This is a genomic window from Pantoea sp. MT58 (genome assembly GCF_014495885.1).
Taxonomy (GTDB): domain Bacteria; phylum Pseudomonadota; class Gammaproteobacteria; order Enterobacterales; family Enterobacteriaceae; genus Pantoea; species Pantoea eucalypti.
This window is the reverse complement of the sequence record NZ_CP061083.1, coordinates 3613949-3639895: the sequence shown is the minus strand read 5'-3', so window position 1 is coordinate 3639895 and position 25947 is coordinate 3613949. Positions and strand designations below refer to the sequence as shown.

The following is a 25947-nucleotide window of genomic DNA, read 5'->3' as shown; positions in this document are numbered from 1 at the left end:
CAGGCCATTCGCCGCCAGCGCGTCATTACCTCTGAGACAAGCTGCGCTTACTCAGATGACAAAACGGGGCGGATTATCCGCCCCATCCTGTCGGCTCTGCGCGCCAGGCGCGCGTTGCTAGCGTGAAGATTAGTGTTTTTTCAGTTTATCTTTGTGTTTGGTCAGCTGACGGGCCAGCTTGTCGATCAGCCCATCAATTGCCGCATACATATCTTCCGCTTCCGATGTAGCGTGCAGCTCGCCACCATTCACGTGAAGTGTTGCATCAGCCACCTGAGTGACTTTCTCAACTTTCAGGACAATATAGACCTGATTGATATGTTCAAAATAGTGTTCCAGTTTGGCAAATTTCCCGTTGACGAACTCACGCAGAGGCGGTGTGATTTCAACATGTTGCCCGGTCAGGTTCAGCTGCATAGGTCTTCCTTCTCATTTCTTTCAAACCAGTTGTTTACGCTGGTTCGATGGCGGGATGGATAAAGACTCACGATATTTGGCGACGGTACGCCGTGCCACCATGATCCCCTGATCAGATAACATTGAGGTCAGTTTACTGTCGCTCAAGGGTTTGGCTGGATTTTCCGCCGAAATTAATTTTTTCACCAGCGCACGAATCGCGGTTGAGGAGGCTTCGCCTCCACCTTCCGTATTCACATGACTGGAGAAAAAGTACTTTAGTTCAAAAATGCCACGGGGACTGTGCAGATACTTCTGCGTAGTCACGCGAGAAATGGTCGATTCATGCATCTCAACAGCCTGGGCGATATCTGCCAGCACCATCGGACGCATAAATTCTTCACCCTGCTCGAAAAACGCCTGCTGTTGCTCAACAATGCAGCGCGTTACTTTCAGCAGCGTATCATTGCGGCTTTCCAGACTCTTAATCAGCCAGCGGGCTTCCTGCAGATTACTGCGGATAAACTGACTGTCGCTGTCGTTGCGCGCTGAACTGCCCATTGCCGCATAGTGCTGATTGATCTTGAGGCGTGGCAAGCTGTCGGCATTGAGTTCAACCGTCCAGCGACTGCCAACTTTACGCACCAGGACATCGGGAATGACATATTCTGGCTCGCTGGTATTGATCGACTGACCCGGACGCGGGTCCAGCGACTGAATCAGCACCATCGCTTCTTTCAGTACATCCTCTTTGAGGCGCGTCACTCGCATCAGGCTACGGAAATCGTGATTGGCCAGCAGGTCGAGATGCTCGCTGACGATCAGGCGTGCTTCTGCCAGCATCGGTGTGTCGGGCGCATATTGCGACAGCTGCACCAGCAGACAGTCACGCAGGTCGCGCGCACCAACACCCATCGGGTCAAAACGCTGGATGCGTTTCAGCACCGCCTCAACTTCATCCACTTCGAGATCATCGTTGCCGATACTGTCCAGGATCTCCTCAAGCGAAACGGTGAGATATCCGGTGTCATCGATAGCATCGACGATAGAGGTGGCAATAGCGCGATCGGTATCACTGAAAGGCGTCAATCCAACCTGCCACATCAGGTAGTCCTGCAGTGACTGTGTCGTTTCACCCTGATAAACCGGTAATTCATCATCCTGATAATCGGTGCCAGTGCCGGAAGGCGTGCCCGCCGTGTAGATCTCATCCCAGGTGGCATCCAGCGGCAGTTCATCGGGCATCTCTTTCTGCTCAAGCGCTTCGCGTGTATCCAGCGCCTCAGACTCCGGCGATTCCCTGGAGTCGATCTCTTCATGCAGATCAGTCTGCTCAAGCAGCGGATTGCTTTCGAGTGCAAGCTGTAACTCCTGCTGGAGTTCAAGCGTAGAGAGTTGCAGCAGACGAATCGCCTGTTGCAACTGTGGAGTCATTGCCAGCTGTTGGCTGAACCTGAGTTGTAGACCTTGCTTCATAGACAGGATGGTAGTTCCCAGGTAAACATCGGTATTAACGACACCTTATCAGAGTCTGAACTCTTCACCCAAATAAACCCGCTTAACCTGCTCATCCGCAAGAATTTCATTGGGTGTGCCATGCGCAATCAGGTGTCCCTGGCTGACAATATAAGCCCGCTCACAGACCGCTAAGGTTTCACGCACGTTATGGTCGGTAATCAGCACGCCGAGGCCGCTGTCACGCAGATGCTCAATGATTTTCTTGATGTCGATAACGGAGATCGGGTCAACACCGGCAAAAGGCTCATCCAGCAGGATAAATTTAGGATTAGCGGCCAGTGCGCGTGCGATCTCAACACGACGTCGCTCACCACCCGACAGCGCCTGACCCATGCTGTCGCGCAGGTGCTCGATGTGAAACTCTTCCATCAGCTCACGGGCGCGATCCTGACGTTGTTCTTCTGTCAGATCGTCACGAATCTGCAGTACCGCCATCAGGTTATCGTAGACGCTGAGGCGACGAAAAATGGAGGCCTCCTGCGGCAGATAGCCGATGCCACGACGCGCACGGGCATGCAACGGCAGGATACTGATATCTTCATCATCAATAATGATACGGCCAGCGTCACGCGGGACAATACCGACCACCATGTAAAAGGTGGTGGTCTTACCGGCGCCGTTCGGACCCAGCAGGCCGACAATCTCGCCGGACTTTACCTGCAGACTGACATCTTCTACCACGCGACGGCCTTTATATGCCTTCGCCAGGTTTTCTGCGATTAATGTGGCCATAGCTATCAGTTACTCTTCTTTCCGCTGTTGGACGAACCTTTATCCTGAAGTTGCGACGGCACCAGGACGGTAGTGACGCGCTTGTTCTGGCCCTGGCTGTAAGCCTGCATTTTCTGCTCTTTTACCAGATAGGTAATACGATCGCCTTTGATGTTGCTGTCCTGCTGCTCAATGAACGCATTGCCGGTCAGTTCAACGAAGTCGTTAGCCAGTTCGTAGTGCAGCTTTGAGGCATGGCCCTGAACCGGCTTGCCGCTGTCCTGCATCTGATAGAACGTAGCGGGGTTGCCGTAGGCATCAACGATGGTTTTCTTGCTGTCGCCACCGGGACGGGTCACCACGACTTTATCCGCCGTGATTTTGATTGAACCCTGCGTCACGATGACATTGCCGGTAAAGGTCGCGACATTGCCCTGCAAATCAAGTGCCTGATTCTGCGAGTCAATGTTGACGGGCTTATCCGAGTCACCGGTCAGGGCAAGCGCCGGAACGCTGGTTGCCAGCAACATGCTGGCCATTAAAAGCTTCAGGCTATTTTTGTTCATTTTGAATTTCATATGAGGTTTTGACCTTCTCGATTAACTCGGCGTTCTTTGTCCGTAAATTGCCGCGCATTTTCATGCCGGTGGAGTTAAAACTGCGTCCATACAATGTTACCTGATCATCAGAGGTAACATCCTGAGTGACAAGGTTGATCTGTGCGTTATCAGTTTTAATGCGCTCAAGCTGAGAATCCTGCGTCAGCGTATTCAGCTCAACATGGCCATACAGATAAAGCATACGATCTTTGGTGAGCTTTGCTTTATCGGCGCGTAACGTCCAGGTAGGGATTTTATTCTCATCATAAGTGGTCATCACCGGATTTTCGAACCAGCTCAGCTCGTCATCCGAGAAATAGGTCACTTTGTCTGAGACCAGTTTATATGACAGCGCGCCCTGCGGGTTATAAACCACAGTGTGTGAATCAGCACTGGTGTAGGTCGGCGACTGACTGTCGGGCCCGACGGGCGTGCCATTGTCATCCTGGTTAGTAAGATTCCAGCCGATCAAAACCAGTGCAATCAAGGTCAGAATCAGCGTTATCCAACGCCTGCTTTTACTCATACTGATTGCCCTTTGGCATCCTCAAATTTGTTCTGCGCCATTAATATCAGGTCACATACTTCGCGTACCGCGCCGCGTCCACCGGCGATCCGCGTGACGTAGTGGGCGCGTGGCAACAGGATCGGGTGTGCATCCGCCACTGCCACACTTAATCCCACCTTCGCCATAACCGGCCAGTCAATCAGATCGTCACCAATATAGGCGACCTGGTCGTCGGAAAGAGACAGTTTATCCAGAAGTTCACGATAGGCCAAAAGCTTATCCGATTGTCCCTGATAAAGATGACGGATGCCGAGCGTTTTGCAGCGATCTTCCATCAGACGGGCATTACGGCCGGTAATAATAGCCACTTCTACATCAGAGGTCAGCAAACACCGCACACCATAACCGTCCCGCACGTTGAATGCCTTCAGCTCTTCGCCATTATTTCCCATGTAGATCACCCCGTCGGACATCACGCCGTCGACGTCGCAGATCAGCAGACGAATGTTGCTGGCGCGTGCCATAACATCAGCGCTGACCGGGCCATAGCAGGTTTCAATCGGGGGAGTTGCCTGTTGCATTTTCTCTTCCTGTTCAGACTACGCCAGCGCGCAGCATGTCATGCATATGTACCACACCGAGCAGACGGTCGTCATCGGCCACCAGAATCGAGGTAATGTTTTTGGTCTGCATCAGATTCAGGGCTTCAACCGCCAGCATATTTGGCCGGACGCGGATGCCACCCGGCGTCATCACTTCGCCAATGGTGGCGCGCTGAAAATCGATGCCCATATCAAAAATGCGGCGCAGGTCGCCATCGGTAAAGATGCCTTCAATTTTCATCAGACCGTCGACGATCACCGTCAGTCCCAGGTTTTTGCGCGTAATTTCCAGCAGCGCATCGCGCAGTGAAGCATCCCGCGTGACGTGCGGCAGCTCATCGCCGCTGTGCATGATATCAGCCACATGCAGCAGCAACTTGCGGCCCAGCGCACCGCCAGGATGGGAGAGGGCAAAGTCTTCCGCCGTGAATCCACGCGCTTCCAGCAGCGAAACCGCAAGCGCGTCACCCATCACCAGCGTGGCCGTCGTGCTGGAGGTGGGCGCCAGACCCAGCGGACACGCTTCCTGCGGAACATGAACACAAAGATGCACATCGGCAACCCGTCCCATCGCGCTGTCAGGCCGTCCGGTGATGCAGATCAGCGAAATATGCTGACGTTTTAACACCGGAATCAGCGCAAGAATTTCGCTGGACTCACCGCTGTTAGAGATGGCGATGACCACATCATTTTTGCTCACCATCCCCAGATCGCCATGGCTGGCTTCAGCCGGATGCACAAAAAAGGCGGGCGTGCCGGTACTGGCAAAGGTCGCCGCCATTTTTTTGCCGATATGGCCAGACTTGCCCATGCCCATGACCACTACTTTTCCCTGACAGGCATAAATGAGGGCGCAGGCGCGGGCGAAATCGTCATTGATATATTGATCGAGTTGTTCCAGTCCTTCACGCTCGATGCGCAGGACAGTTTTTCCCGCCTGCTGAAAATCAAATGCTGTTGGTTGCTGATATGACATAGTGAGTCTGTCCTTGTTAACCGTCCATAAATGCCGGCTGCATCCAGAGCAGCGTCACCCAGACGAAGAAACCACAGAGTAAAATTAAGCCTGCCGTGCGACCAACCCGACGGCGACGAAGCAGGCAAAGCAGGGCGAACAGCACGCTGACGCCCAGCATCACCCAATAATCACGGGCAAAAGCGTGATAGTCGATGCTGCCAGGATGAATCAGCGCCGGCAGGCCCAGCACGATGGCAATATTATAAATGTTGGCGCCGATCAGATTGCCGATTGCGATATCATCTTCACCTTTCAGCGCGCCAGCAATGACCGTTGCCAGCTCAGGCAGGCTGGTTCCCACGGCGATAAGCGTCAGGCCCATGACCAGTTCACTGACGCCAAAGTAGTCGGCAAAAGCGGTCGCATTATCGATCACCATCCGCGTCGACATCGGCAGTATAATCAGCGCGACGGCCAGCCAGAGAAAGGCCACTGTATTTCCGCTCTCTTCGCGAGGCAGTTCGGCCAGCTGTTCGCGGGTCAGGGTGTCGTTATTGTCCTGTTCCGCTTTCCGTGCAATGCGAATCACCACCATCAGATAAATAGCGGCTATGGCGATCAGGCCAATTCCATCCAGTCGACTAAGCTGATTGTCAAACAGCATGAATCCGCTGAGCAGGGTAACCAGCAACATTAACGGAAGTTCGCGGCGTATCAGATTAGAATGGACGTAAAGCGGGTGCATGAGCGCAGCGGCACCGAGGATCAGTAAAATGTTGGTAATATTCGAGCCGAGCGCGGTACCCACAGCAAGATCCATCTGGCCATGCTGCGCCGCTGAAAAGGAGAGGATCATCTCGGGCAGCGAGGTGCCGATGCTGACAACGGTCATGCCGATAATCAGTGGCGGGATGCCAAAAGATCGACACAATATTGAGGCGCTAAACACCAGACGATCGGCACCATATGCCAGTAAAAGCAAACCGATAATCAGCAGTGCAGAAGCTAAGAACATGAAAAATCCTTGCGTAAAAACCCGGGCCGGCAATGCTTTTCCCGACCGGTTTAAGGTTCTGTTTGGCGAGACAGGCGCTGATTTTGACCGCCTGAACGGCAAAAGTAAATTTAATGACCATTTTCGCCAAATCTTAGCGGTAAGTTTCTGTAAAGCTATCGTGAATCAGGACCGAACAGGCTACCATCGTACCCCATGTTTACGCCCGATCCTTACAAGAGGTAATAATGATCCAGCAGCAAACGAATCTGGTTGAGGTTCGTGGCGTGAGTTTTTCGCGCGGAGATCGCACTATCTTCGACGACATTTCGCTGACCGTGCCGAAAGGGAAAGTCACGGCGATAATGGGGCCATCGGGGATAGGAAAAACCACTCTGCTACGCCTGATTGGGGGGCAACTTCAGCCAACCAGCGGTGAAATCTTTTTCCGTGGCGAAAACATTCCGTCATTGTCACGCGCTAAATTGTACGAAGCGCGCAAGAAAATGAGCATGCTGTTCCAGTCTGGTGCCCTGTTTACTGACTTAACGGTCTATGAAAATGTGGCCTGGCCGCTGCGTGAACATACCCGTCTGCCTGCACCGATTCTGCACAGCACTGTCTTAATGAAGCTGGAAGCGGTAGGCCTGCGCGGTGCTGCCCAGCTGAAACCAGCTGAGCTGTCGGGCGGGATGGCACGCCGTGTGGCACTGGCGCGTGCAATTGCGCTTGAGCCGGAGCTGATCATGTTCGACGAACCTTTTGTCGGACAGGATCCCATTACCATGGGCGTGCTGGTAAAATTAATCGACGAACTTAACCATGCTCTGGGCCTGACCTGTATTGTGGTCTCGCACGACGTACCGGAAGTACTGAGTATTGCGGACTATGCCTATATCGTGGCCGGACAAAAAATTATCGCACACGGCACCACGCCGGAACTGCGAGAGAATAATGACCCGCGCGTGCGCCAGTTTATTGATGGCCATGCGGATGGTCCGGTTCCCTTCCGTTTTCCTGCCGGCGACTATCTCGCTGATTTAACCGGCTCAGGGAGTAACTAAACAGATGGTCTTGAAGGCGCTGGCGTCATTCGGTCGTCAGGGAATTGAAACGTGCGCCAGTTTTGGACGCGCAGGATTAATGCTGTTTCACGCGCTGGTGGGAAAACCCGCGTTCCGCAGACATACGCCGCTACTGATCAAACAACTCTATAGTGTTGGCGTACTGTCGTTACTGATTATTGTGGTTTCAGGTCTGTTTATCGGCATGGTACTCGGACTGCAGGGCTATCTGGTGCTGAACACCTATGGTGCAGAAACCAGTCTGGGTATGCTGGTGGCGCTCTCCTTGCTGCGTGAACTGGGGCCGGTTGTTACCGCGCTGCTGTTTGCCGGACGGGCAGGATCGGCACTGACGGCTGAAATCGGCCTGATGAAAGCCACTGAACAGCTCTCCAGTATGGAGATGATGGCGGTGGATCCGTTGCGCCGGGTAGTCTCGCCGCGCTTCTGGGCCGGTTTTATCAGCATGCCGCTACTGACCATGATCTTCACTGCGGTCGGTATTGCAGGCGGTGCACTGGTTGGCGTGAGCTGGAAGGGGATCGATCCCGGTTTCTTCTGGTCAGCTATGCAGAACGCGGTCGATTTCCGAACCGATGTCGTTAACTGCATCATCAAAAGCGCCGTCTTTGCCGTAACGGTCACCTGGATTGCTCTTTTTAATGGCTATGACGCGATTCCCACTTCTGAAGGGATCAGTCGCGCGACAACGCGTACCGTAGTACATGCTTCACTGGCGGTGCTCGGGTTGGATTTTGTGCTGACAGCACTGATGTTTGGGAATTGATGCAATGCAAAGCAAAAAAAGCGAAATCTGGGTTGGCATTTTTATGATTATGGCGTTGATCGCCGCATTGTTTCTCTGTCTGCGCGTCGCCGATTTAAAGTCGATGGGCACAGAGCCGACGTGGAAACTCTACGCGACCTTTGACAATATCGGCGGCCTGAAAGCCAGTTCGCCGGTCAAAATTGGTGGTGTGGTCATTGGCCGGGTGACAGAAATAGCGCTTGAGCCGAAAACGCTGCTGCCGCGTGTCACCATGGAGATCAGCGATCAGTATGCGAATAAAATTTCAGATACCAGCTCGCTGGCTGTCCGTACTCAGGGCCTGCTGGGTGAGCAGTTCCTGGCGCTGAACTTAGGCTTTGACGATCCTGAGCTCGGCTCGGCGATGCTGAAAGATGGCGATACGCTGCGTGATACGAAGTCAGCCATGGTGCTCGAAGACCTGATCGGCCAGTTCCTTTATAAGAGCGGCGATAACAAACAAAAAACTGACTCCAAAGACGCGCAGGAAGGCGACAGTGCTGCGCCTGCGGCACCGGCTCAACCTTAAAGAAGAGGGTTTACCATGTTTAAACGTTTATTGATGATTGCCATGCTGGTGGTAGCGGTACCGCTGACGGCGACCGCAGCCGATCAGAGCAATCCTTACAAGCTGATGAACGAAGCGGCGCAGAAGACATTCACCCGTCTGAAAAATGAGCAGCCGAAAATCAAGCAGGATCCCAACTACCTGCGTGAGATTGTGCGTCAGGAGCTCCTGCCATATGTGCAGATTAAATATGCAGGCGCGTTAGTGCTGGGACGCTACTATCGTGACTCAACACCTGCTCAGCGTGAAGCCTATTTCAGCGCCTTTGGTGATTACCTGGCGCAGGCGTATGGTCAGGCACTGGCACTCTATAACGGCCAGAGCTACCAGATTCAGCCCGAACAGCCGTTAGGCGACGCCCAGATTGTCGCTATTCGTGTCACCATTATTGACCCAAATGGACGTCCGCCGGTACGCCTCGATTTCCAGTGGCGTAAAAATAGCCAGAGCGGGAAATGGCAGGCTTATGACATGATCGCCGAAGGCGTCAGCATGATCACCACGAAACAAAATGAGTGGAGCGATTTGTTGCGTACCAAAGGTATTGATGGTCTGACGGCACAACTGAAGTCTTCTGCGGCACAACCGATCACGCTGGATAAACAACAATAATGCACGAATCGTTACGCTGGGAGCGGGAAGCCAGCACGCTATTACTTAAAGGCGAACTGGATCGCGACACGCTGATGAGCCTGTGGCAGCAACGCGAGACTCTGATCAAAGATGTCGATACTATCGACGTCGCGGGGCTGGAGCGGGTGGACTCTTCCGGTCTCGCCCTGCTGGTGCACTTGCGGGAAATCGCGCGTGCACAGGGTATAACCCCATGCTTTACAGGCATCAGTGACAAACTGCGCTCGCTGATTACCCTTTACAATCTGCAACAGATTATTGTTTCTGCGGATAAAAGCGCCTGATTTCCGGTTGTTATGCTAAGCCCCTGTTTCCAGCAGGGGCTTTTGCGTATTTAAGAGTCAGCCGCTTTCCTCTACTATGTCAGCCTTATTATTATTAAGTGAAGTTAAGCCCAATGGAAAACAGTGAAATTCAGGCCGTGCTGATGGCCGCATTGCCTTTAGACGAAGTTCATGTGATGAGCAACGATGGCAGCCATTTTCAGGTGATCGCCGTAGGCGAACTGTTTGGCGAACTGAGCCGCGTGAAAAAGCAGCAGGCTGTCTATGCGCCGCTGATGGAATTCATCGCGGATAACCGCATGCATGCTGTCTCTATCAAAACTTATACTCCCGCTGAATGGGCACGTGACCGTAAACTCAACGGTTTCTGATCCTTCTGCGTGGTGAACTCGCCGTGAGCGAGTCCAATTTTTAGCTAGTTAATCGAGAGCCGTGTTGATGGAAAAATTTCGTGTGCAAGGCCCCACCCGTTTAAGTGGTGAAGTCACCATTTCCGGGGCAAAGAACGCCGCACTTCCTATTCTGTTTGCTGCCCTGCTGGCTGAAGAGCCGGTAGAGATTAAGAACGTGCCAAAGCTGCGCGACATTGATACCACCATGAAACTGCTGAGCCAGCTGGGTGCGAAGGTCGAACGCAACGGTTCTGTGCATGTCGATGCCAGTGCGGTAGATGTGTTTTGTGCGCCTTATGACCTGGTCAAAACCATGCGTGCCTCAATCTGGGCGCTGGGTCCGCTGGTGGCGCGTTTTGGTCAGGGTCAGGTTTCTCTGCCGGGTGGCTGCGCTATCGGCGCGCGTCCGGTTGATCTGCATATCACCGGTCTGGAACAGCTGGGTGCTGAGATCAAACTGGAAGAGGGCTACGTTAAAGCCTCAGTCAATGGACGCCTGAAAGGCGCGCTGATTGTCATGGACAAAATCAGCGTTGGCGCAACGGTCACTATCATGAGTGCAGCGACGCTGGCGACAGGTACCACTGTGATCGAGAATGCGGCGCGTGAGCCGGAAATTGTCGATACCGCCAACTTCCTTAACACCCTGGGTGCCAAAATCAGTGGCGCAGGTAGCGACAAAATCACCATCGAAGGCGTTGAGCGTCTGGGTGGCGGTGTTTATCGCGTTCTGCCCGATCGTATCGAAACCGGTACCTTCCTGGTGGCTGCTGCCATTTCAGGCGGCAAAGTGATGTGCCACAAAACCCAGCCAGATACCATGGATGCTGTATTGGCTAAGCTGCGTGATGCGGGTGCCGATATTGAAACCGGTGAAGACTGGATCAGTCTGGACATGCACGGCAAGCGACCAAAAGCGGTTAACGTGCGCACCGCTCCGCATCCGGGGTTCCCGACAGATATGCAGGCACAGTTCACCCTGTTAAACATGGTTGCGGAAGGCACGGGTCTGATTACCGAAACCATTTTCGAAAACCGTTTTATGCATATCCCTGAACTGATTCGCATGGGCGGACATGCTGAGATTGAGAGCAACACGGCAATCTGTCATGGGGTTGAAACCCTGTCAGGTGCGCAGGTGATGGCGACCGATCTGCGTGCTTCTGCCAGCCTGGTTCTGGCGGGTTGTATTGCGGAAGGCACGACGTTCGTTGATCGCATTTATCACATCGATCGTGGCTATGAGCACATCGAAGATAAACTGAAAGCAATGGGCGCGAACATCGAGCGTGTCAGCGAAGAGTAAGTCTGCTGAGGCACTCAAAAAGCCAGCCCCCTTCAGGGCTGGTTTTTTTTCGCCTGAAAATAGCCTGCGGTCTCAGTTGCTGTCGGAATGCGCTGCAGGCGTCCGGATACGTTTTCTGCGATCCAGCAGGCGGTGGGTGTGGGGATCATAATATCGACTGGGCCAGATCTCACTCGGGTGAATCGTTAGCGCGTCGGCGATCAGCCATTCTCCTTTGGGCCACGGGCGCGTCAGCGCATTAGCCAGTGTTGACGAACTCAGACCCGATGCGCGTGATAGTGCTGCCAGCGTCATACCGCGTTTGTGCAGCGCCGCGATAATGTCAGCCGGATGCCAGTCTTCCTTTATTTTTTCCATAACCTGTTCTCCTTTTCCTTGTCATTGCGTCGTCCAGCAGGACGTTGGCTTTCCTTTTTAGTGCCATCTGGAAAGAACAGGGGTTTTATAGCAAAAAGTTTCCATTAATTTCCAGTTATTTTTAGATCCAGCGCCGGGTCTGTGGGATGACTCGCAAAAGGTGTGCAAATGCTTGCAGGAAATAAGAATAATGGGGACGGACTGAGATGAAAACGGAGCCCGGAAGGCTCCGTGAGGGATCAAAAATCGCGCTGAACTGACATGTGCGCCAGCGACTCCAGGGCACTGCGCCATGGCGATTCCGGCAGAATTCTCAGGGCTTCAATGGCTTTATCCGCTTCCTGTTCGGCACGACTGCGCGTCCACTCCAGAGAACCACACTGATTCATCGCTTCCAGTACGGGTTCCAGCAGATGGCGGCCATTTCCCTGTTCAATGGCTTCACGGATCATCTTCGCCTGTTCAGGCGAGCCGTGCTGCATCGCATGCAGCAGTGGCAGGGTGGGTTTGCCTTCACTCAGGTCATCGCCAGTATTTTTACCCAGCGTTTCACCATCAGCACTGTAATCCAGTAAGTCGTCAATTAACTGGAAAGCCGTACCCAGATAGCGCCCATAATCCTGCAGGGCTTTTTCCTCTTCAGGTGTGGCTTCAGCCAGAATTGCAGAAGCCTGCGAGGCGGCTTCAAACAGACGCGCTGTCTTGCTGTAAATGACGCGCATGTAGCTCTCTTCAGTGATGTCGGGATCATTGACGTTCATCAGCTGCAGGACTTCACCTTCAGCAATGACGTTTACTGCCTCTGACATCAGCGCCAGGATACGCAGCGAACCCATGCTGGTCATCATCTGGAAGGCGCGGGTATAAATAAAGTCACCGACCAGCACGCTTGCCGCATTGCCAAACGCCGCGTTCGCGGTCGCTTTGCCACGACGCATATCGGATTCATCCACGACATCGTCATGCAGCAGCGTGGCGGTGTGGATAAATTCGATCAGCGCCGCATTGGTCACGTGCAGGTCGCCCTTGTAGCCCATGGCACGTGCGGAGAGCACGGCAATCATGGGACGGATACGCTTGCCCCCACCACTGATGATGTAATAGCCCAACTGGTTGATGAGCGAGACATCTGAATTCAGCTGGTCGAGGATGGTCTGGTTAACGGCAGCCATATCCTGTGCGGTTAATTCATTAATCTGTTCTAAGTTCATTCGTCTTTTCAGCTATGACTCGTTATCTCTGCCATGGTAAGTGGTTTACTCAGCCAGCGTTCAGGTAATCTGTTACTGATTGTACTTGAATTTTGTGCCTGAGAAACGGTTGCATTCAGCCTGTGTTTTTTTTCTGCAAGAGTGTGCAAAGTGCTCTTGTCTTCTTCTGGAGTTTTGCGTAGAATTCGCGCCCTATTGTGAATATTTAGCGCGCCGCCTGATGAACTAAAAGGCAAGCGCAGAAGCGGAGTTTTATATGTACGCGGTTTTCCAAAGTGGTGGTAAACAACACCGAGTTAGCGAAGGTCAGACCGTTCGCCTGGAAAAGCTGGACATCGCAACCGGTGAAACGATTGAGTTTGACCAGGTTCTGATGATTGCTAATGGCGAAGACGTGAAAATCGGCGCGCCACTGGTTTCAGGCGGAATGATCAAGGCAGAAGTTGTTGCTCACGGTCGTGGCGAGAAAATTAAGATTGTTAAGTTTCGTCGTCGTAAGCACTACCGTAAGCAAGCAGGCCATCGCCAGTGGTTCACTGATGTGAAAATCACTGGTATCACGGCGTAAGAGGAGATCTGACAAATGGCACATAAAAAGGCTGGTGGTTCGACTCGAAATGGTCGTGACTCCAATGCAAAACGTCTGGGTGTAAAGCGTTTCGGTGGCGAATCTGTTCTGGCAGGTAGCATCATCGTTCGTCAGCGTGGCACCAAATTCCACGCCGGTACCAATGTAGGTTGTGGTCGTGACCACACCCTGTTTGCTACCGCAGACGGTAAAGTACAGTTCGAAGTTAAAGGTCCGAACAACCGTAAATACATCAGCATCGTTGCTGAGTAAGGTTGTCGTGACGCAGACGTTTAACGTCTGAACGCACGAATTGAAGGCCCCGCAGCTCCTGCGGGGCTTTTTACATTCTGCGGTCTGTTGCGGTAAAAGCGACGCATCACAAAAGTTTGCTGTACACTTTGTGTACGCACTGGCGAAAGCCAATCCTGATTTATCCGCCGCTGGTCAGCGCAGAAGACCCTGGCGGACCCGTCTGCAGAGTGCTGCAGACGATTGTGTGACGGAGATAGAAAATGAAGTTTGTAGATGAAGCGACAATTTTGGTCGTCGCCGGTGATGGCGGTAATGGTTGCGTGAGCTTCCGCCGCGAAAAATATATCCCGAGAGGCGGCCCTGATGGCGGTGATGGCGGTGACGGCGGTGATGTTTATCTGATCGCTGATGAAAACCTCAATACCCTTATCGATTATCGTTTCGAAAAATCTTTCCGGGCAGAGCGCGGACAGAACGGCCAGAGCCGCGACTGTACAGGCAAACGCGGTAAAGATATCGAAGTTAAAGTGCCGGTCGGCACCCGGGTTATCGATCAGGGTACCGGTGAGACACTCGGTGACATGACGCGTCACGGTCAGAAACTGATGGTCGGCAAGGGCGGCTGGCATGGTCTGGGCAACACGCGCTTCAAATCCTCAGTGAACCGCAGTCCTCGTCAGAAAACGATGGGTACTCCAGGTGAAAAACGTGACCTGCAGCTGGAGCTGATGCTGCTGGCAGATGTTGGGATGCTGGGCTTACCGAACGCCGGTAAATCAACCTTTATCCGTGCTGTTTCAGCTGCCAAACCAAAAGTGGCGGACTATCCATTTACCACGCTTGTGCCGAGCCTGGGCGTAGTCCGTATGGACAGCGAGCAGAGCTTCGTCGTGGCTGATATTCCTGGCCTGATTGAAGGCGCAGCAGACGGTGCTGGCCTCGGTATCCGCTTCCTGAAACACCTTGAGCGTTGCCGCGTATTGCTGCACCTGATCGACATCGATCCGATCGATGAAAGCGATCCGGTTGAAAATGCCCGCATTATTCTCGGCGAGCTCGAAAAGTACAGCGAGAAGCTGTTCAACAAGCCACGCTGGCTGGTCTTCAACAAGATTGATCTGATTAGCGAAGAAGAAGCGCAGTCACGGGCAAAAGCCGTTGCTGAAGCGCTGGGCTGGGAAGATAAGTATTACCTGATCTCTGCCGCAAGCCGTACTGGTGTCAACGAACTCTGCTGGGACGTGATGAGCTTCATCAATGCCAACCCGAAAGAAGCCGAGCTTGAAGAGAAACAGCCGGAAAAAGTGGAGTTTATGTGGGACGATTACCACAAAGAAACCATTGAAAACACGGTCGAAGTGGAAGATGAAGAGTGGGATGACGACTGGGATGATGAAGACGACGAAGGTGTTGAAATCATCTATCAGCGTTAACCGCGCGTCTGCTACAGCGTGATATAGGATGCCCCCTTTCAGGAATGAAAGGGGGCATTGTTCTTTCTGGAGCCTGCTCTTCAGGGCGACGCTGATATCTGCTTCTGAAGCGTTCAGCCATAAAAAAACGCAGCAGGTTGATCACCTGCTGCGTTTTTATTACTGCGTAATCAGTTGTTCTGATTGATATCGCGGTAGAGTCGGCTCTCGAAACGCACCAGGGGAATACGACGGGTACGTTGATCTTCCGGCGGTACCGCATACCCGGAAAGGAACTGAACGAACGCCACCCGCGCGCCACTTGAGGTAGTGATAAAGCCCGCCAGGTTATAGACGCCCTGCAGTGAACCGGTTTTCGCCGAGACTTTGCCATCCAGTCCTGCTTCATGCAGTCCGCCCCGATATTGCAGCGTGCCATCATAGCCAGCCAGCGGCAGCATCGAAATATAATCCAGCGTGTTGTCATTCTTCGCAATGAACTGCAACACCTGCATCATGGTTTGCGGCGAAATCAGGTCGTGGCGCGACAGGCCGGAACCATCGACCTGGATGCTGTTGCCCATATCGACGTTGGCTTTCGCTTTCAGGATACGACGAACCGCATCCTGCCCGGCACGGAAGGTTCCTGGTACGTTGAAGTAGTGATGACCAATAGTGCGGAACACCGTGTCGGCAATCATGTTGTCTGACTTCTTCAGCATGGTGTGCAGCAGCGTATGCAGCGGCGCGGACTGGGTCGATGCCAGTACGGTGCCTGGCTCCGTGACCTGCGTCTGACGCACCAGATGCCCGCTATAATCAATCTCTGACGACCGCAGTTCCGCCTTGAGAATCTCGCCAGCCCAGGCCGCACCATCCTGCACGGCAAAGGCCAGCGGCAGCGGTTCGGCACGCTGACGCATACAGCCAGTCAGCGTGTAGCGGTTCAGCTCGCCCGGCACCACATCCAGTTCACAATATTGCCCTTCGCCGCTGTTGCGGCCGATGGTGCGGACCTGGCTGTACATATGCGCCGGATAATAGGAGGCGATGCGAACAAAGGCATTTTCACCCGGCGTATTCGCGCTGTAGAGCGACACCGAGAAACAGTTCTTATCAACAATCGCTGCACCCGGCGGGGCGCTGAAGCACTGAGTCATATCGTTCCACGGCCAGCCCGGCGCCATGTCGTGACTGGCAAACACGGACGTGTCGATAACCAGATTGCCTTTGATATGGTTAATACCCTGCTTCTTAATCGCCGCGACCATGTTGCGCAGATCCTGACGGGTTAAAGTGGGATCACCGCCGAAACGTGCGACTAAATCGCCGTTCAGGGTGCCATCTATAATGGCGCCGCGAGTCTCAAAAGTGGTCTGAAAACGGAAATCGCCACCCAGTTCCAGTAATGCCGCCAGCGCCGTCACCACTTTCATGGTACTGGCGGGCAGGGCCATCTGTTTTCCGTGATAATCAATGATCGGTGTTGAAGCACCCACTTTCTGGACCATCAGCGCCAGATTGGCACCGTCTGGCAGGTACTGCATGTATTCATCAACTGGCGCTGCGTGTGCCTGCAGCATAAATGCACAGCTTAATCCGGTAACAAGTCGTGAAAATCGCATAATCTCGCGGTAACTGGCAGGTGAGGGCGTCAATACTACGTTGCCGGACGGTGCAAAGTAAACGATGACCCGCAGTGAACTCTGGGGTAAAATACGTATCAAATTGCAAAACTCTTTTCTGGCCTGGAAGCATCTCCGGGTCAGGATTCTTTTATTTGCAAAAACGGGCTAATGTGCCGCAGAACGCTTTTTTCTGCAGTCACCGGTCAGGATGACATCGTTAACAGGAAAGAGGGCGAGGAGCTTAAATGAATCAGATTCCGATGACGTTAAGAGGCGCTGAAAGATTGCGCGAAGAGCTGAACGAGCTGAAAACCGTGAAGCGCCCGCGCATTATCGCCTCTATCGCTGACGCACGCGAACACGGCGATTTAAAAGAGAACGCGGAATACCATGCTGCGCGTGAAGAGCAGGGTTTTTGTGAAGGGCGTATTCAGGAGATTGAAGCCAAACTCTCCAATGCGCAGGTGATCGACGTCACCCAGATGCCTAAAACTGGCCGCGTAATTTTCGGCGCAACGGTGACCGTACTGAATGTCGAGACCGACGAAGAGTCGACTTATCGTATCGTGGGCGATGACGAAGCGGACTTTAAGCAAAATCTGATTTCGGTCAATTCGCCAATGGCGCGTGGCCTGGTGGGAAAAGAGGCCGATGATGTGGCTATTGTTAAAACCCCAGGCGGCGACGTTGAGTACGAAATCCTGAAGGTGGAATACCTTTAAGATGTTGCTACGCTTTGAAAAGCGTTAAAGCACAATGTAAAGAAAAGAAAAAGGCCGCATCGCGGCCTTTTATCTGAGGTAAGAGCATGTCACTTTCTTTGCCCACTTAACGTGGCAGAGAAATTTTGCTCTCTTTAGAGGGGCGATACAGCACCAGCGTTTTGCCGATCACCTGTACGTTGCTGGCACCGGTCTCACGCACGATAGCCTCAACGATCAGCTGTTTCGTTTCACGATCTTCTGAGGCGATTTTTACCTTGATCAGTTCGTGATGCGCCAGAGCCTGCTCGATTTCGGCCAGCACGCCTTCAGTCAGGCCGTTGCCACCCAGCATAACCACTGGCTTGAGTGGATGGGCGAGGCCCTTGAGGTGCTGTTTTTGTTTGGTACTTAGATTCATCGTAGTTTTTTACTTACTCAGGGATTGAAAACGGTTCATTCTACCGCCATCTCGGGTATATCACCAAATCGACGCAACCCATTGCGTGCAGGTTTATCGCTACGATGACGATTTAGTTGGAAATAATATGACGGGTAAAAAGCGTTCAGCCAGCTCCGGCCGCTGGCTTCAGGAACACTTTAGCGATAAATATGTGCTCCAGGCGCATAAAAAAGGGTTGCGCTCGCGCGCCTGGTTTAAACTTGATGAAATACAACAGGGTGACAAGCTGTTCAAACCCGGTATGACCGTGGTAGATCTGGGTGCCGCACCCGGTGGCTGGTCGCAATATGTGGTACAGCAAATCGGGAACAAAGGGCGCGTCATTGCCTGTGATATCCTGCCAATGGATCCAATAGTCGGTGTCGATTTCCTTCAGGGCGATTTTCGTGAAGAATCGGTGATCAATGCGCTGCTCGAGCGCGTTGGCGATCAGAAAGTTCAGGTTGTCATGTCCGACATGGCGCCGAATATGAGTGGTACACCTGCCGTAGATATTCCCCGGTCGATGTATTTAGTGGAGCTGGCGCTGGAGATGTGTCGGGATATCCTGGCACCTGGCGGCAGTTTTGTAGTGAAAGTGTTTCAGGGAGATGGCTTCGATGAATACCTGCGGGAAATTCGCTCCCTGTTTACGAAAGTAAAAATTCGTAAGCCGGACGCTTCACGTTCTCGTTCACGTGAAGTGTACATTGTGGCGACTGGGCGCAAACTATAACCAAATTGCTGGAGAAGTCCGCAGCGTTGCTGCGATTCCATGTATGCAGGAACTATAGTACCCTACGCTATCTGTTAACACCGATGTAATATGAGGTTAATCCCTTGAGTGACATGGCGAAAAACCTGATTCTCTGGTTAGTCATCGCGGTCGTGCTGATGTCAGTATTCCAGAGCTTTGGGCCCAGCGAGTCGAATGGCCGTCGGGTTGATTATTCAACCTTCCTGTCGGAAGTGAACCAGGATCAGGTCCGCGAGGCACGCATTAACGGGCGTGAAATTAACGTTGTCAAAAAAGACAGCAATAAATATACCACCTACATTCCTGTCAATGATCCTAAGTTGCTCGATAACCTCTTGACCAAAAACGTCAAAGTGGTTGGCGAACCGCCGGAAGAACCAAGCCTGCTGGCTTCAATCTTCATTTCGTGGTTCCCGATGCTGCTGCTGATCGGTGTGTGGATCTTCTTTATGCGTCAGATGCAGGGCGGTGGCGGAAAGGGCGCGATGTCCTTCGGCAAAAGTAAAGCCCGCATGTTGACGGAAGACCAGATTAAAACCACTTTCGCTGACGTCGCAGGTTGTGACGAAGCGAAAGATGAAGTGGCTGAGCTGGTGGAATATCTGCGTGAGCCGAGCCGTTTCCAGAAGCTGGGCGGTAAAATTCCAAAAGGCGTTCTGATGGTGGGGCCACCGGGTACCGGTAAAACCTTGCTCGCCAAAGCGATTGCTGGCGAAGCGAAGGTGCCTTTCTTCACTATCTCCGGTTCTGACTTTGTGGAAATGTTTGTCGGTGTTGGTGCATCCCGTGTGCGCGACATGTTCGAACAGGCTAAGAAAGCGGCACCGTGCATCATCTTCATCGATGAAATCGATGCCGTTGGTCGTCAGCGTGGCGCCGGTTTAGGCGGTGGTCATGATGAACGTGAGCAGACGCTGAACCAGATGCTGGTTGAGATGGATGGTTTCGAAGGTAACGAAGGTATTATCGTTATCGCCGCGACTAACCGTCCTGACGTACTGGACCCTGCGCTGCTGCGTCCGGGCCGCTTTGACCGTCAGGTTGTTGTAGGCCTGCCCGATGTACGCGGTCGTGAGCAGATCCTGAAAGTGCATATGCGTCGTGTGCCACTGGCTACCGATATTGATGCAGCGATCATTGCACGTGGTACCCCAGGCTTCTCCGGTGCCGATCTGGCCAACCTTGTCAACGAAGCAGCGCTGTTCGCCGCCCGTTCAAACAAGCGTGTGGTGTCGATGGTTGAGTTCGAGAAAGCGAAAGATAAAATCATGATGGGTGCGGAACGTCGCTCCATGGTGATGACGGAATCGCAGAAAGAGTCAACGGCTTACCACGAAGCCGGCCACGCGATTATTGGTCGCCTGGTACCAGAGCATGATCCGGTCCATAAAGTTACGATTATCCCGCGCGGTCGTGCGCTGGGTGTGACCTTCTTCCTGCCTGAAGGCGACGCGATCAGCGCCAGCCGTCAGAAACTGGAAAGCCAGATTTCAACGCTTTACGGCGGTCGTCTGGCAGAAGAGATCATCTACGGTGCAGAACGTGTTTCTACCGGTGCGTCTAACGACATCAAAGTCGCGACTAACCTGGCACGTAACATGGTGACGCAGTGGGGCTTCTCTGAAAAACTGGGTCCGTTGCTGTATGCAGAAGAAGAGGGTGAAGTGTTCCTTGGACGTTCTGTCGCGAAAGCGAAACACATGTCTGATGAAACTGCCCGCATCATCGACCAGGAAGTCAAACACCTGATCGACAGCAACTACCAGCGTGCTCGCCGCATTCTGGGTGAGAACATGGACATCCTTCACGCGATGAAAGACGCGCTGATGAAGTATGAAACCATTGATGCACCGCAGATCGACGACCTGATGGCACGCCGCGAAGTGCGTCCGCCAGCAGGCTGGGAAGATCCAGGCAGCAACTCAGATAGCAACGGTACGCCAAAGGCGCCACGTCCGGTTGATGAACCGCGTACGCCAAACCCAGGCAATACCATGTCAGAGCAGTACAACAAATAAGACGCAACATCGTCAGACAAAACCCCGGCTGGTCCGGGGTTTTTTACATCCAGATATTGATCAGCAAGGAGTTTTCACCATGAAGTTGTTTGCCCGTGATTCCCATCTCGATTTATCTTTCCCGCATGTGATGGGCATTCTGAATGTCACGCCGGACTCCTTTTCAGATGGTGGTAAACATAACGCGCTGGTTGATGCGCTGACGCATACCAATGAGATGGTTAATGCAGGCGCCACCATTATCGATGTGGGCGGTGAATCAACCCGTCCTGGCGCTGATGAAGTGAGTGTGGAGGAAGAGCTGGAGCGGGTGATTCCGGTGGTCGAAGCCATCGCCCAGCGTTTTGAAGTCTGGATTTCGGTAGACACCTCTAAAGCCGAGGTTATCCGGGAAGCTGCGCGAGTGGGTGCTCACATCATTAATGACGTTCGTTCACTCTCTGAACCAGGCGCGCTCGATGCTGCAGCCGCTACCGGACTTCCCGTCTGTTTAATGCATATGCAGGGCGAGCCGCGCACCATGCAGCAGGCACCGGTTTACGAAAACATCTTAAGCGAAGTGGACACTTACTTCGCTCAGCAGATTGCACGCTGTGAAGCGGCGGGAATTAAAAAAAAGCGGCTGATACTCGACCCGGGCTTCGGTTTCGGTAAAAATCTCAGCCACAATTATGAACTGCTGGCTCATCTGGGCGATTTTCACCACTTCGGTCTGCCGCTGCTGGTTGGGATGTCGCGTAAATCAATGATTGGTCAGCTGTTAAATGTCGGCCCATCACAGCGTTTAACCGGCAGCCTGAGCTGCGCGGTGATTGCTGCCATGCAGGGCGCGCAGATTATTCGCGCGCATGACGTAAAAGAGACGGCCGAAGCGATGCGCGTGGTCGAAGCGACCCGAAGAGCAAAAGGAGTATCATGAGTAATCGTAAATATTTCGGTACAGACGGCATTCGCGGCAAAGTCGGTGAAACCCCCATTACCCCCGATTTTGTCCTGAAGCTCGGCTGGGCCGCAGGTAAAGTGCTGGCGCGCCATGGTTCTAAGAAGATCATTATTGGTAAAGATACCCGTATCTCTGGCTACATGCTGGAGTCCGCGCTGGAAGCAGGCCTCGCTGCGGCAGGCCTGACAGCGGCGTTCACCGGCCCAATGCCGACGCCCGCCATCGCCTATCTGACCCGCACCTTCCGCGCAGAGGCGGGCATTGTGATTTCGGCGTCGCACAACCCGTTTGACGACAACGGGATTAAGTTCTTTTCCTCCGAAGGCACCAAATTGCCTGATGACGTTGAAGAAGCGATTGAGCTGGAGATGGAAAAGCCGATTACCTGTGTTGAATCAGCGCAGTTAGGCCGTGCCAGCCGCATCGTGGATGCCGCAGGGCGTTACATTGAGTTTTGCAAAGGGACATTCCCCAGCGAACTGAATCTGAATGGCCTGAAGATTGTGGTCGACTGTGCCAATGGTGCCACCTACCACATCGCGCCGAATGTATTGCGTGAACTGGGTGCGACCGTCATTGCTATTGGTGTCCAGCCAGATGGCATGAACATTAATAAAGAGTGCGGTGCCACCGATCTCAAACTGCTGCAGCAGCGTGTGCTGGCCGAGAAAGCTGATATTGGTCTGGCCTACGACGGCGACGGCGACCGTATCATGATGATTGACCATCTGGGCGACAAAGTGGATGGTGACCAGATCCTCTATATCATTGCACGTGAAGCATTGCGCCAGGGACAGTTACGCGGCGGTGTAGTGGGTACGCTGATGAGTAACATGGGACTGGAGTTAGCGCTGAAGCAGCTTGGCATTCCGTTTACCCGCGCCAAAGTGGGTGACCGTTATGTGCTGGAGAAGATGCAGGAGAAGGGCTGGCGTCTCGGTGCTGAGAACTCCGGTCATGTGATCCTGCTCGATAAAACCACGACCGGCGACGGTATCGTTGCAAGTTTGCAAGTACTTACTGCAATGGTGCGCAACCACATGAGCCTGCACGATCTCTGCAGTGGTATGAAAATGCTGCCGCAGGTTCTGGTCAACGTGCGCTTTTCAGGTGAACATGATCCGCTGCAAAGCGATGCCGTCAAAACCGTGACCGCGGAAGTGGAAAAAGCGCTGGCAGGTCGCGGACGTGTTCTGCTGCGTAAGTCCGGCACCGAGCCATTGATTCGTGTGATGGTCGAAGGCGAAAATGAAGCACAGGTCACCGAACTGGCGAATCGCATCGCCGATCAGGTCAAGGCCGTTTAAAACAGTAACAGGCAGTCTGCAGAGTGTGGAACTGCCTGTAAAATCACCGGGATGGCGCTTTTTTCTGCAATCAGTTCGGGTGGTAAAAATTGCACTTGCAGAGATATGCGCCTTTGGTTAGTATTCACACCCGCTTCTGATGGGTGATGACGAGACTCCCCATCAATACTGGTGAAGCTTTAACTGTACGATTATCGTGCAAGGAACAGGTTGAATATGTACGAAGCTCTTTTAGTTGTTTTCCTTATTGTAGCTATCGCCCTCGTGGGTATGATCATGCTGCAGCAAGGCAAAGGCGCTGATATGGGAGCCTCATTCGGTGCAGGCGCATCCGGTACAGTGTTTGGTTCGTCGGGTTCAGGTAATTTCATGACCCGTACTACTGGCATTTTAGCGGCATTGTTCTTCATCATCAGCCTGGTTCTGGGTAATCTGAACAGCAATAAAGCGTCAAAAGGAAGTGAGTGGGAAAATCTTTCTGCGCCGGCGCAGTCTTCTCAACAGACTGAAAAGCCAGCTCAACCGGTTACACCGGGCAGCGATATTCCTAAGTAAGGTCGTCAGCACAACGAATCGTTGTGGTCAGTGCAGTGCCGTGGTGGTGGAATTGGTAGACACGCTACCTTGAGGTGGTAGTGCCCGATTGGGCTTACGGGTTCAAGTCCCGTCCTCGGTACCAAATCGTAGTATCACTTGCATTTTTTGCAGGTCTGGCGTATTATTCGCCACGTTTTCGGACGCGGGGTGGAGCAGCCTGGTAGCTCGTCGGGCTCATAACCCGAAGGTCGTCGGTTCAAATCCGGCCCCCGCAACCACTTTCCCTTTGAGTTCTTTTTCAAATATACTGTATGCATCGACGGACGCATTCACGGCTATTTTTTGAAAGAAAATTCTTTGGATGGAGTCCGGGCCGCATTGCGGCATACAGGGTCCAGTGATTAAAAGCCCCGAATATTCGGGGTTTTTTGTTATTAGCGAATCGTAATACTGGGCTATAGGCCCTTTTTTTATGTCTTGGGGGTGGGCTTGTCCACATTAGAGCAAAAATTGACAGAGTTGGTATCGGCTCCCGTAGAAGCGCTGGGTTACGAACTGGTTGGAATTGAATTCGTTCGTAGTCGCACATCTATCCTGCGCATCTATATTGATAGTGAAGATGGCATCAATGTCGATGATTGCGCCGATGTCAGCCACCAGGTAAGTGCGGTAATGGATGTTGAAGATCCTATTACTGTTCCTTACAACCTTGAAGTCTCTTCACCGGGACTCGATCGTCCTCTGTTCACCGCTGAACACTACACCCGCTTTATGGGTGAAGAAGTGAGCTTGGTGTTGCGTATGGCCGTTCAGAACCGCCGTAAATGGCAGGGAACCATCAAGTCAGTTGATGGCGAGATGATCACGGTGCACGTTGAGGGTAGCGATGAAGTGTTCGCGCTGAGTAATATTCAGAAAGCGAACCTGGTCCCCCACTTTTAAAAGTCCGGATTGAGGCTAACCAGGATGAACAAAGAGATCTTAGCTGTTGTAGAAGCCGTTTCTAACGAAAAAGCCCTGCCGCGTGAGAAAATCTTCGAAGCGCTGGAGAGCGCGCTGGCGACTGCGACCAAGAAAAAGTACGAGCAGGAAATTGAGGTACGCGTCAGCATTGATCGCCGCAGTGGCGATTTCGATACTTTCCGCCGCTGGGAAATCGTTGAAGAGGTAACACAGCCGACGCGCGAGATCACGCTGGATGCGGCCCGCTTCGAAGATGAAGCATTCAATCTGGGCGAATATGTCGAAGATCAGATTGAATCGGTCACCTTTGACCGTATCACCACCCAGACTGCTAAGCAGGTTATCGTGCAAAAAGTGCGCGAAGCTGAGCGCGCAATGGTGGTTGATCAGTTCCGTGAGCAGGAAGGCGAAATCATCACCGGTGTGGTGAAAAAAGTTAACCGCGACAACATTTCCCTCGATTTAGGCAGCAATGCCGAAGCGGTCATTCTGCGCGAAGATATGCTGCCGCGTGAAAACTTCCGCCCAGGCGATCGTATTCGTGGCGTACTCTACTCTGTACGTCCGGAAGCGCGTGGCGCGCAGCTGTTCGTCACGCGTTCCAAACCCGAAATGCTGATTGAACTGTTCCGGATCGAGGTGCCAGAAATTGGCGAAGAACTGATTGAAATTAAAGCAGCCGCCCGTGATCCGGGTTCGCGCGCTAAAATTGCAGTCAAAACCAACGACAAACGTATCGATCCGGTCGGTGCCTGTGTGGGCATGCGCGGCGCGCGTGTTCAGGCAGTTTCCAGTGAACTGGGTGGCGAGCGTATTGATATCGTGCTGTGGGACGATAACCCGGCACAGTTTGTTATCAACGCCATGGCTCCGGCCGATGTGGCGTCAATCGTGGTTGATGAAGATAATCACACCATGGATATCGCCGTAGAAGCTGGCAATCTGGCTCAGGCGATCGGCCGTAACGGCCAAAACGTGCGTCTCGCTTCGCAGCTGAGTGGCTGGGAGCTGAACGTGATGACCGTCGATGATCTGCAGGCTAAGCATCAGGCTGAAGCACATGCAGCGATCGATATGTTCACTAAACATCTCGACATCGACGAAGAGTTCGCCACCGTACTGGTGGAAGAGGGCTTCTCCTCGCTGGAAGAGCTGGCATACGTGCCAATCAACGAGCTGCTGGAAGTCGACGGCCTCGACGAAGAGACCATTGAAGCCCTGCGTGAACGAGCAAAAAATGCGTTAACCACCCTGGCACTGGCGAAAGAAGAGAGTCTTGGAAATCAGGAGCCCGCTGAGGATCTTCTGAATCTTGAAGGCCTCGATCGTGCGCTGGCGTTCCGCCTGGCGTCGAAAGGCGTTTGCACGCTGGAAGATCTCGCTGAGCAAGGTGTTGACGATCTGACGGATATTGAAGGCCTGTCTGATGAACAAGCCGGCGCGCTGATTATGGCCGCACGTAATATCTGCTGGTTCGGCGATGACGCGTAATAACAGGAAGGAACAG

31 protein-coding genes and 2 tRNA genes are annotated in these 25947 nt (G+C 53.0%); 21 read left to right on the top strand and 12 right to left on the bottom strand.

Annotated features, from left to right (window positions below):
• Positions 1-129: 129 nt before the first annotated feature.
• Genes hpf through IAI47_RS17155 form a run of 8 tightly spaced genes read right to left on the bottom strand, consistent with a single transcriptional unit; the run spans position 130 to position 6307 of the window.
• The gene (gene hpf / locus IAI47_RS17190) at positions 130-417 is read right to left on the bottom strand and encodes a ribosome hibernation promoting factor (RefSeq protein WP_003851111.1); all 288 of its coding nucleotides are present in this window, start codon (positions 415-417) and stop codon (positions 130-132) included.
• A gap of 21 nt (positions 418-438) precedes the next feature.
• On the bottom strand, positions 439-1872 hold the full coding sequence (gene rpoN, locus IAI47_RS17185; protein ID WP_008925406.1) for an RNA polymerase factor sigma-54: 1434 nt from the start codon (positions 1870-1872) through the stop codon (positions 439-441).
• 48 nt (positions 1873-1920) lie between these two features.
• Positions 1921-2646: an LPS export ABC transporter ATP-binding protein gene (gene lptB, locus IAI47_RS17180; protein ID WP_003851107.1), complete on the bottom strand. Its 726-nt coding sequence runs from the start codon at positions 2644-2646 to the stop codon at positions 1921-1923.
• A gap of 5 nt (positions 2647-2651) precedes the next feature.
• Positions 2652-3203 (bottom strand): lipopolysaccharide ABC transporter substrate-binding protein LptA, encoded by a 552-nt coding sequence (gene lptA / locus IAI47_RS17175; protein ID WP_008925407.1) that lies wholly within the window; start codon positions 3201-3203, stop codon positions 2652-2654.
• Entirely contained in the window at positions 3178-3750 is a 573-nt protein-coding gene (gene lptC / locus IAI47_RS17170) for an LPS export ABC transporter periplasmic protein LptC (protein ID WP_008925408.1), read from the bottom strand. Before lptC ends, lptA begins: the two co-directional genes overlap by 26 nt.
• Positions 3747-4313 (bottom strand): 3-deoxy-manno-octulosonate-8-phosphatase KdsC, encoded by a 567-nt coding sequence (kdsC, locus tag IAI47_RS17165; RefSeq protein ID WP_003851104.1) that lies wholly within the window; start codon positions 4311-4313, stop codon positions 3747-3749. The genes lptC and kdsC overlap by 4 nt, the downstream gene beginning before the upstream one ends.
• A gap of 13 nt (positions 4314-4326) precedes the next feature.
• Entirely contained in the window at positions 4327-5310 is a 984-nt protein-coding gene (kdsD, locus tag IAI47_RS17160; protein ID WP_003851102.1) for an arabinose-5-phosphate isomerase KdsD, read from the bottom strand.
• 16 nt (positions 5311-5326) lie between these two features.
• Positions 5327-6307 carry a calcium/sodium antiporter gene (locus IAI47_RS17155; protein ID WP_003851100.1) on the bottom strand — a complete coding sequence of 327 codons (981 nt, stop codon included), beginning with the start codon at positions 6305-6307 and terminating at the stop codon, positions 5327-5329.
• On the opposite strand from IAI47_RS17155, the gene IAI47_RS17150 reads away from it, so the two are divergent.
• The 8 genes from IAI47_RS17150 (at position 6306) to murA (ending at position 11341) form a co-directional block, all read left to right on the top strand.
• Positions 6306-6563 (top strand): hypothetical protein, encoded by a 258-nt coding sequence (locus IAI47_RS17150; RefSeq protein WP_128755139.1) that lies wholly within the window; start codon positions 6306-6308, stop codon positions 6561-6563. The genes IAI47_RS17155 and IAI47_RS17150 overlap by 2 nt on opposite strands.
• Positions 6535-7350, top strand: coding sequence for a phospholipid ABC transporter ATP-binding protein MlaF (gene mlaF, locus IAI47_RS17145; protein ID WP_008925409.1), 816 nt, complete (start codon positions 6535-6537; stop codon positions 7348-7350). The genes IAI47_RS17150 and mlaF overlap by 29 nt, the downstream gene beginning before the upstream one ends.
• Before the next feature lie 4 nt (positions 7351-7354).
• Positions 7355-8137, top strand: coding sequence for a lipid asymmetry maintenance ABC transporter permease subunit MlaE (mlaE, locus tag IAI47_RS17140; RefSeq protein WP_008925410.1), 783 nt, complete (start codon positions 7355-7357; stop codon positions 8135-8137).
• 4 nt (positions 8138-8141) lie between these two features.
• The gene (gene mlaD / locus IAI47_RS17135) at positions 8142-8687 is read left to right on the top strand and encodes an outer membrane lipid asymmetry maintenance protein MlaD (protein WP_008925411.1); all 546 of its coding nucleotides are present in this window, start codon (positions 8142-8144) and stop codon (positions 8685-8687) included.
• A 15-nt stretch (positions 8688-8702) separates the two neighbouring features.
• Entirely contained in the window at positions 8703-9338 is a 636-nt protein-coding gene (gene mlaC / locus IAI47_RS17130) for a phospholipid-binding protein MlaC (RefSeq protein ID WP_008925412.1), read from the top strand.
• Positions 9338-9643, top strand: coding sequence for a lipid asymmetry maintenance protein MlaB (mlaB, locus tag IAI47_RS17125; RefSeq protein ID WP_008925413.1), 306 nt, complete (start codon positions 9338-9340; stop codon positions 9641-9643). Before mlaC ends, mlaB begins: the two co-directional genes overlap by 1 nt.
• A 113-nt stretch (positions 9644-9756) precedes the next feature.
• Positions 9757-10014 (top strand): BolA family iron metabolism protein IbaG, encoded by a 258-nt coding sequence (gene ibaG, locus IAI47_RS17120; RefSeq protein WP_003851098.1) that lies wholly within the window; start codon positions 9757-9759, stop codon positions 10012-10014.
• Positions 10015-10081: 67 nt separating this feature from the next.
• Positions 10082-11341, top strand: a complete 1260-nt coding sequence (gene murA, locus IAI47_RS17115; RefSeq protein WP_008925414.1) for a UDP-N-acetylglucosamine 1-carboxyvinyltransferase — start codon at positions 10082-10084, stop codon at positions 11339-11341.
• 72 nt (positions 11342-11413) lie between these two features.
• Here the strand turns inward: murA and IAI47_RS17110 are convergent, their stop codons facing one another.
• On the bottom strand, positions 11414-11698 hold the full coding sequence (locus IAI47_RS17110; protein WP_003851095.1) for a helix-turn-helix transcriptional regulator: 285 nt from the start codon (positions 11696-11698) through the stop codon (positions 11414-11416).
• Positions 11699-11937: 239 nt separating this feature from the next.
• Positions 11938-12909 (bottom strand): octaprenyl diphosphate synthase, encoded by a 972-nt coding sequence (gene ispB / locus IAI47_RS17105; protein ID WP_008925415.1) that lies wholly within the window; start codon positions 12907-12909, stop codon positions 11938-11940.
• Between the two features lie 256 nt (positions 12910-13165).
• On the opposite strand from ispB, the gene rplU reads away from it, so the two are divergent.
• The 3 genes from rplU to cgtA all read left to right on the top strand — a co-directional run bounded on the left by rplU (position 13166) and on the right by cgtA (position 15165).
• Entirely contained in the window at positions 13166-13477 is a 312-nt protein-coding gene (gene rplU, locus IAI47_RS17100; RefSeq protein ID WP_008925416.1) for a 50S ribosomal protein L21, read from the top strand.
• Between the two features lie 15 nt (positions 13478-13492).
• Entirely contained in the window at positions 13493-13750 is a 258-nt protein-coding gene (gene rpmA, locus IAI47_RS17095; RefSeq protein ID WP_003851093.1) for a 50S ribosomal protein L27, read from the top strand.
• Between the two features lie 242 nt (positions 13751-13992).
• On the top strand, positions 13993-15165 hold the full coding sequence (cgtA, locus tag IAI47_RS17090) for an Obg family GTPase CgtA (RefSeq protein ID WP_003851092.1): 1173 nt from the start codon (positions 13993-13995) through the stop codon (positions 15163-15165).
• A 170-nt stretch (positions 15166-15335) separates the two neighbouring features.
• On the opposite strand, the gene dacB is transcribed toward cgtA, so the two are convergent.
• Positions 15336-16769 carry a serine-type D-Ala-D-Ala carboxypeptidase gene (gene dacB, locus IAI47_RS17085; protein ID WP_033743117.1) on the bottom strand — a complete coding sequence of 478 codons (1434 nt, stop codon included), beginning with the start codon at positions 16767-16769 and terminating at the stop codon, positions 15336-15338.
• 248 nt (positions 16770-17017) lie between these two features.
• Here dacB and greA point away from each other — a divergent pair, with 248 nt between their 5' ends.
• Entirely contained in the window at positions 17018-17494 is a 477-nt protein-coding gene (gene greA / locus IAI47_RS17080; RefSeq protein ID WP_003851087.1) for a transcription elongation factor GreA, read from the top strand.
• Positions 17495-17600: 106 nt separating this feature from the next.
• On the opposite strand, the gene yhbY is transcribed toward greA, so the two are convergent.
• A complete protein-coding gene (gene yhbY, locus IAI47_RS17075; RefSeq protein ID WP_008925418.1) occupies positions 17601-17894 on the bottom strand; it encodes a ribosome assembly RNA-binding protein YhbY in 294 nt (97 codons plus the stop codon).
• A 127-nt stretch (positions 17895-18021) separates the two neighbouring features.
• Here yhbY and rlmE point away from each other — a divergent pair, with 127 nt between their 5' ends.
• From rlmE to nusA, 9 genes are all read left to right on the top strand, one after another.
• Positions 18022-18651 (top strand): 23S rRNA (uridine(2552)-2'-O)-methyltransferase RlmE, encoded by a 630-nt coding sequence (gene rlmE, locus IAI47_RS17070; protein ID WP_008925419.1) that lies wholly within the window; start codon positions 18022-18024, stop codon positions 18649-18651.
• A 113-nt stretch (positions 18652-18764) separates the two neighbouring features.
• Positions 18765-20690 (top strand): ATP-dependent zinc metalloprotease FtsH, encoded by a 1926-nt coding sequence (gene ftsH, locus IAI47_RS17065; protein WP_033743100.1) that lies wholly within the window; start codon positions 18765-18767, stop codon positions 20688-20690.
• Between the two features lie 79 nt (positions 20691-20769).
• The gene (gene folP / locus IAI47_RS17060) at positions 20770-21609 is read left to right on the top strand and encodes a dihydropteroate synthase (RefSeq protein WP_008925421.1); all 840 of its coding nucleotides are present in this window, start codon (positions 20770-20772) and stop codon (positions 21607-21609) included.
• Positions 21606-22940 carry a phosphoglucosamine mutase gene (glmM, locus tag IAI47_RS17055; protein WP_003851080.1) on the top strand — a complete coding sequence of 445 codons (1335 nt, stop codon included), beginning with the start codon at positions 21606-21608 and terminating at the stop codon, positions 22938-22940. The genes folP and glmM overlap by 4 nt, the downstream gene beginning before the upstream one ends.
• 216 nt (positions 22941-23156) lie before the next feature.
• Complete coding sequence (secG, locus tag IAI47_RS17050) at positions 23157-23495, top strand: preprotein translocase subunit SecG (RefSeq protein WP_003851074.1); 339 nt, start codon at positions 23157-23159, stop codon at positions 23493-23495.
• A gap of 37 nt (positions 23496-23532) precedes the next feature.
• Positions 23533-23619: transfer RNA gene (locus tag IAI47_RS17045), tRNA-Leu, on the top strand.
• A gap of 59 nt (positions 23620-23678) precedes the next feature.
• A tRNA-Met gene (locus IAI47_RS17040) sits at positions 23679-23755 on the top strand.
• A gap of 211 nt (positions 23756-23966) precedes the next feature.
• Entirely contained in the window at positions 23967-24419 is a 453-nt protein-coding gene (gene rimP / locus IAI47_RS17035; protein WP_010251795.1) for a ribosome maturation factor RimP, read from the top strand.
• A 24-nt stretch (positions 24420-24443) separates the two neighbouring features.
• Entirely contained in the window at positions 24444-25931 is a 1488-nt protein-coding gene (nusA, locus tag IAI47_RS17030; RefSeq protein WP_003851070.1) for a transcription termination factor NusA, read from the top strand.
• Positions 25932-25947 lie beyond the last annotated feature (16 nt).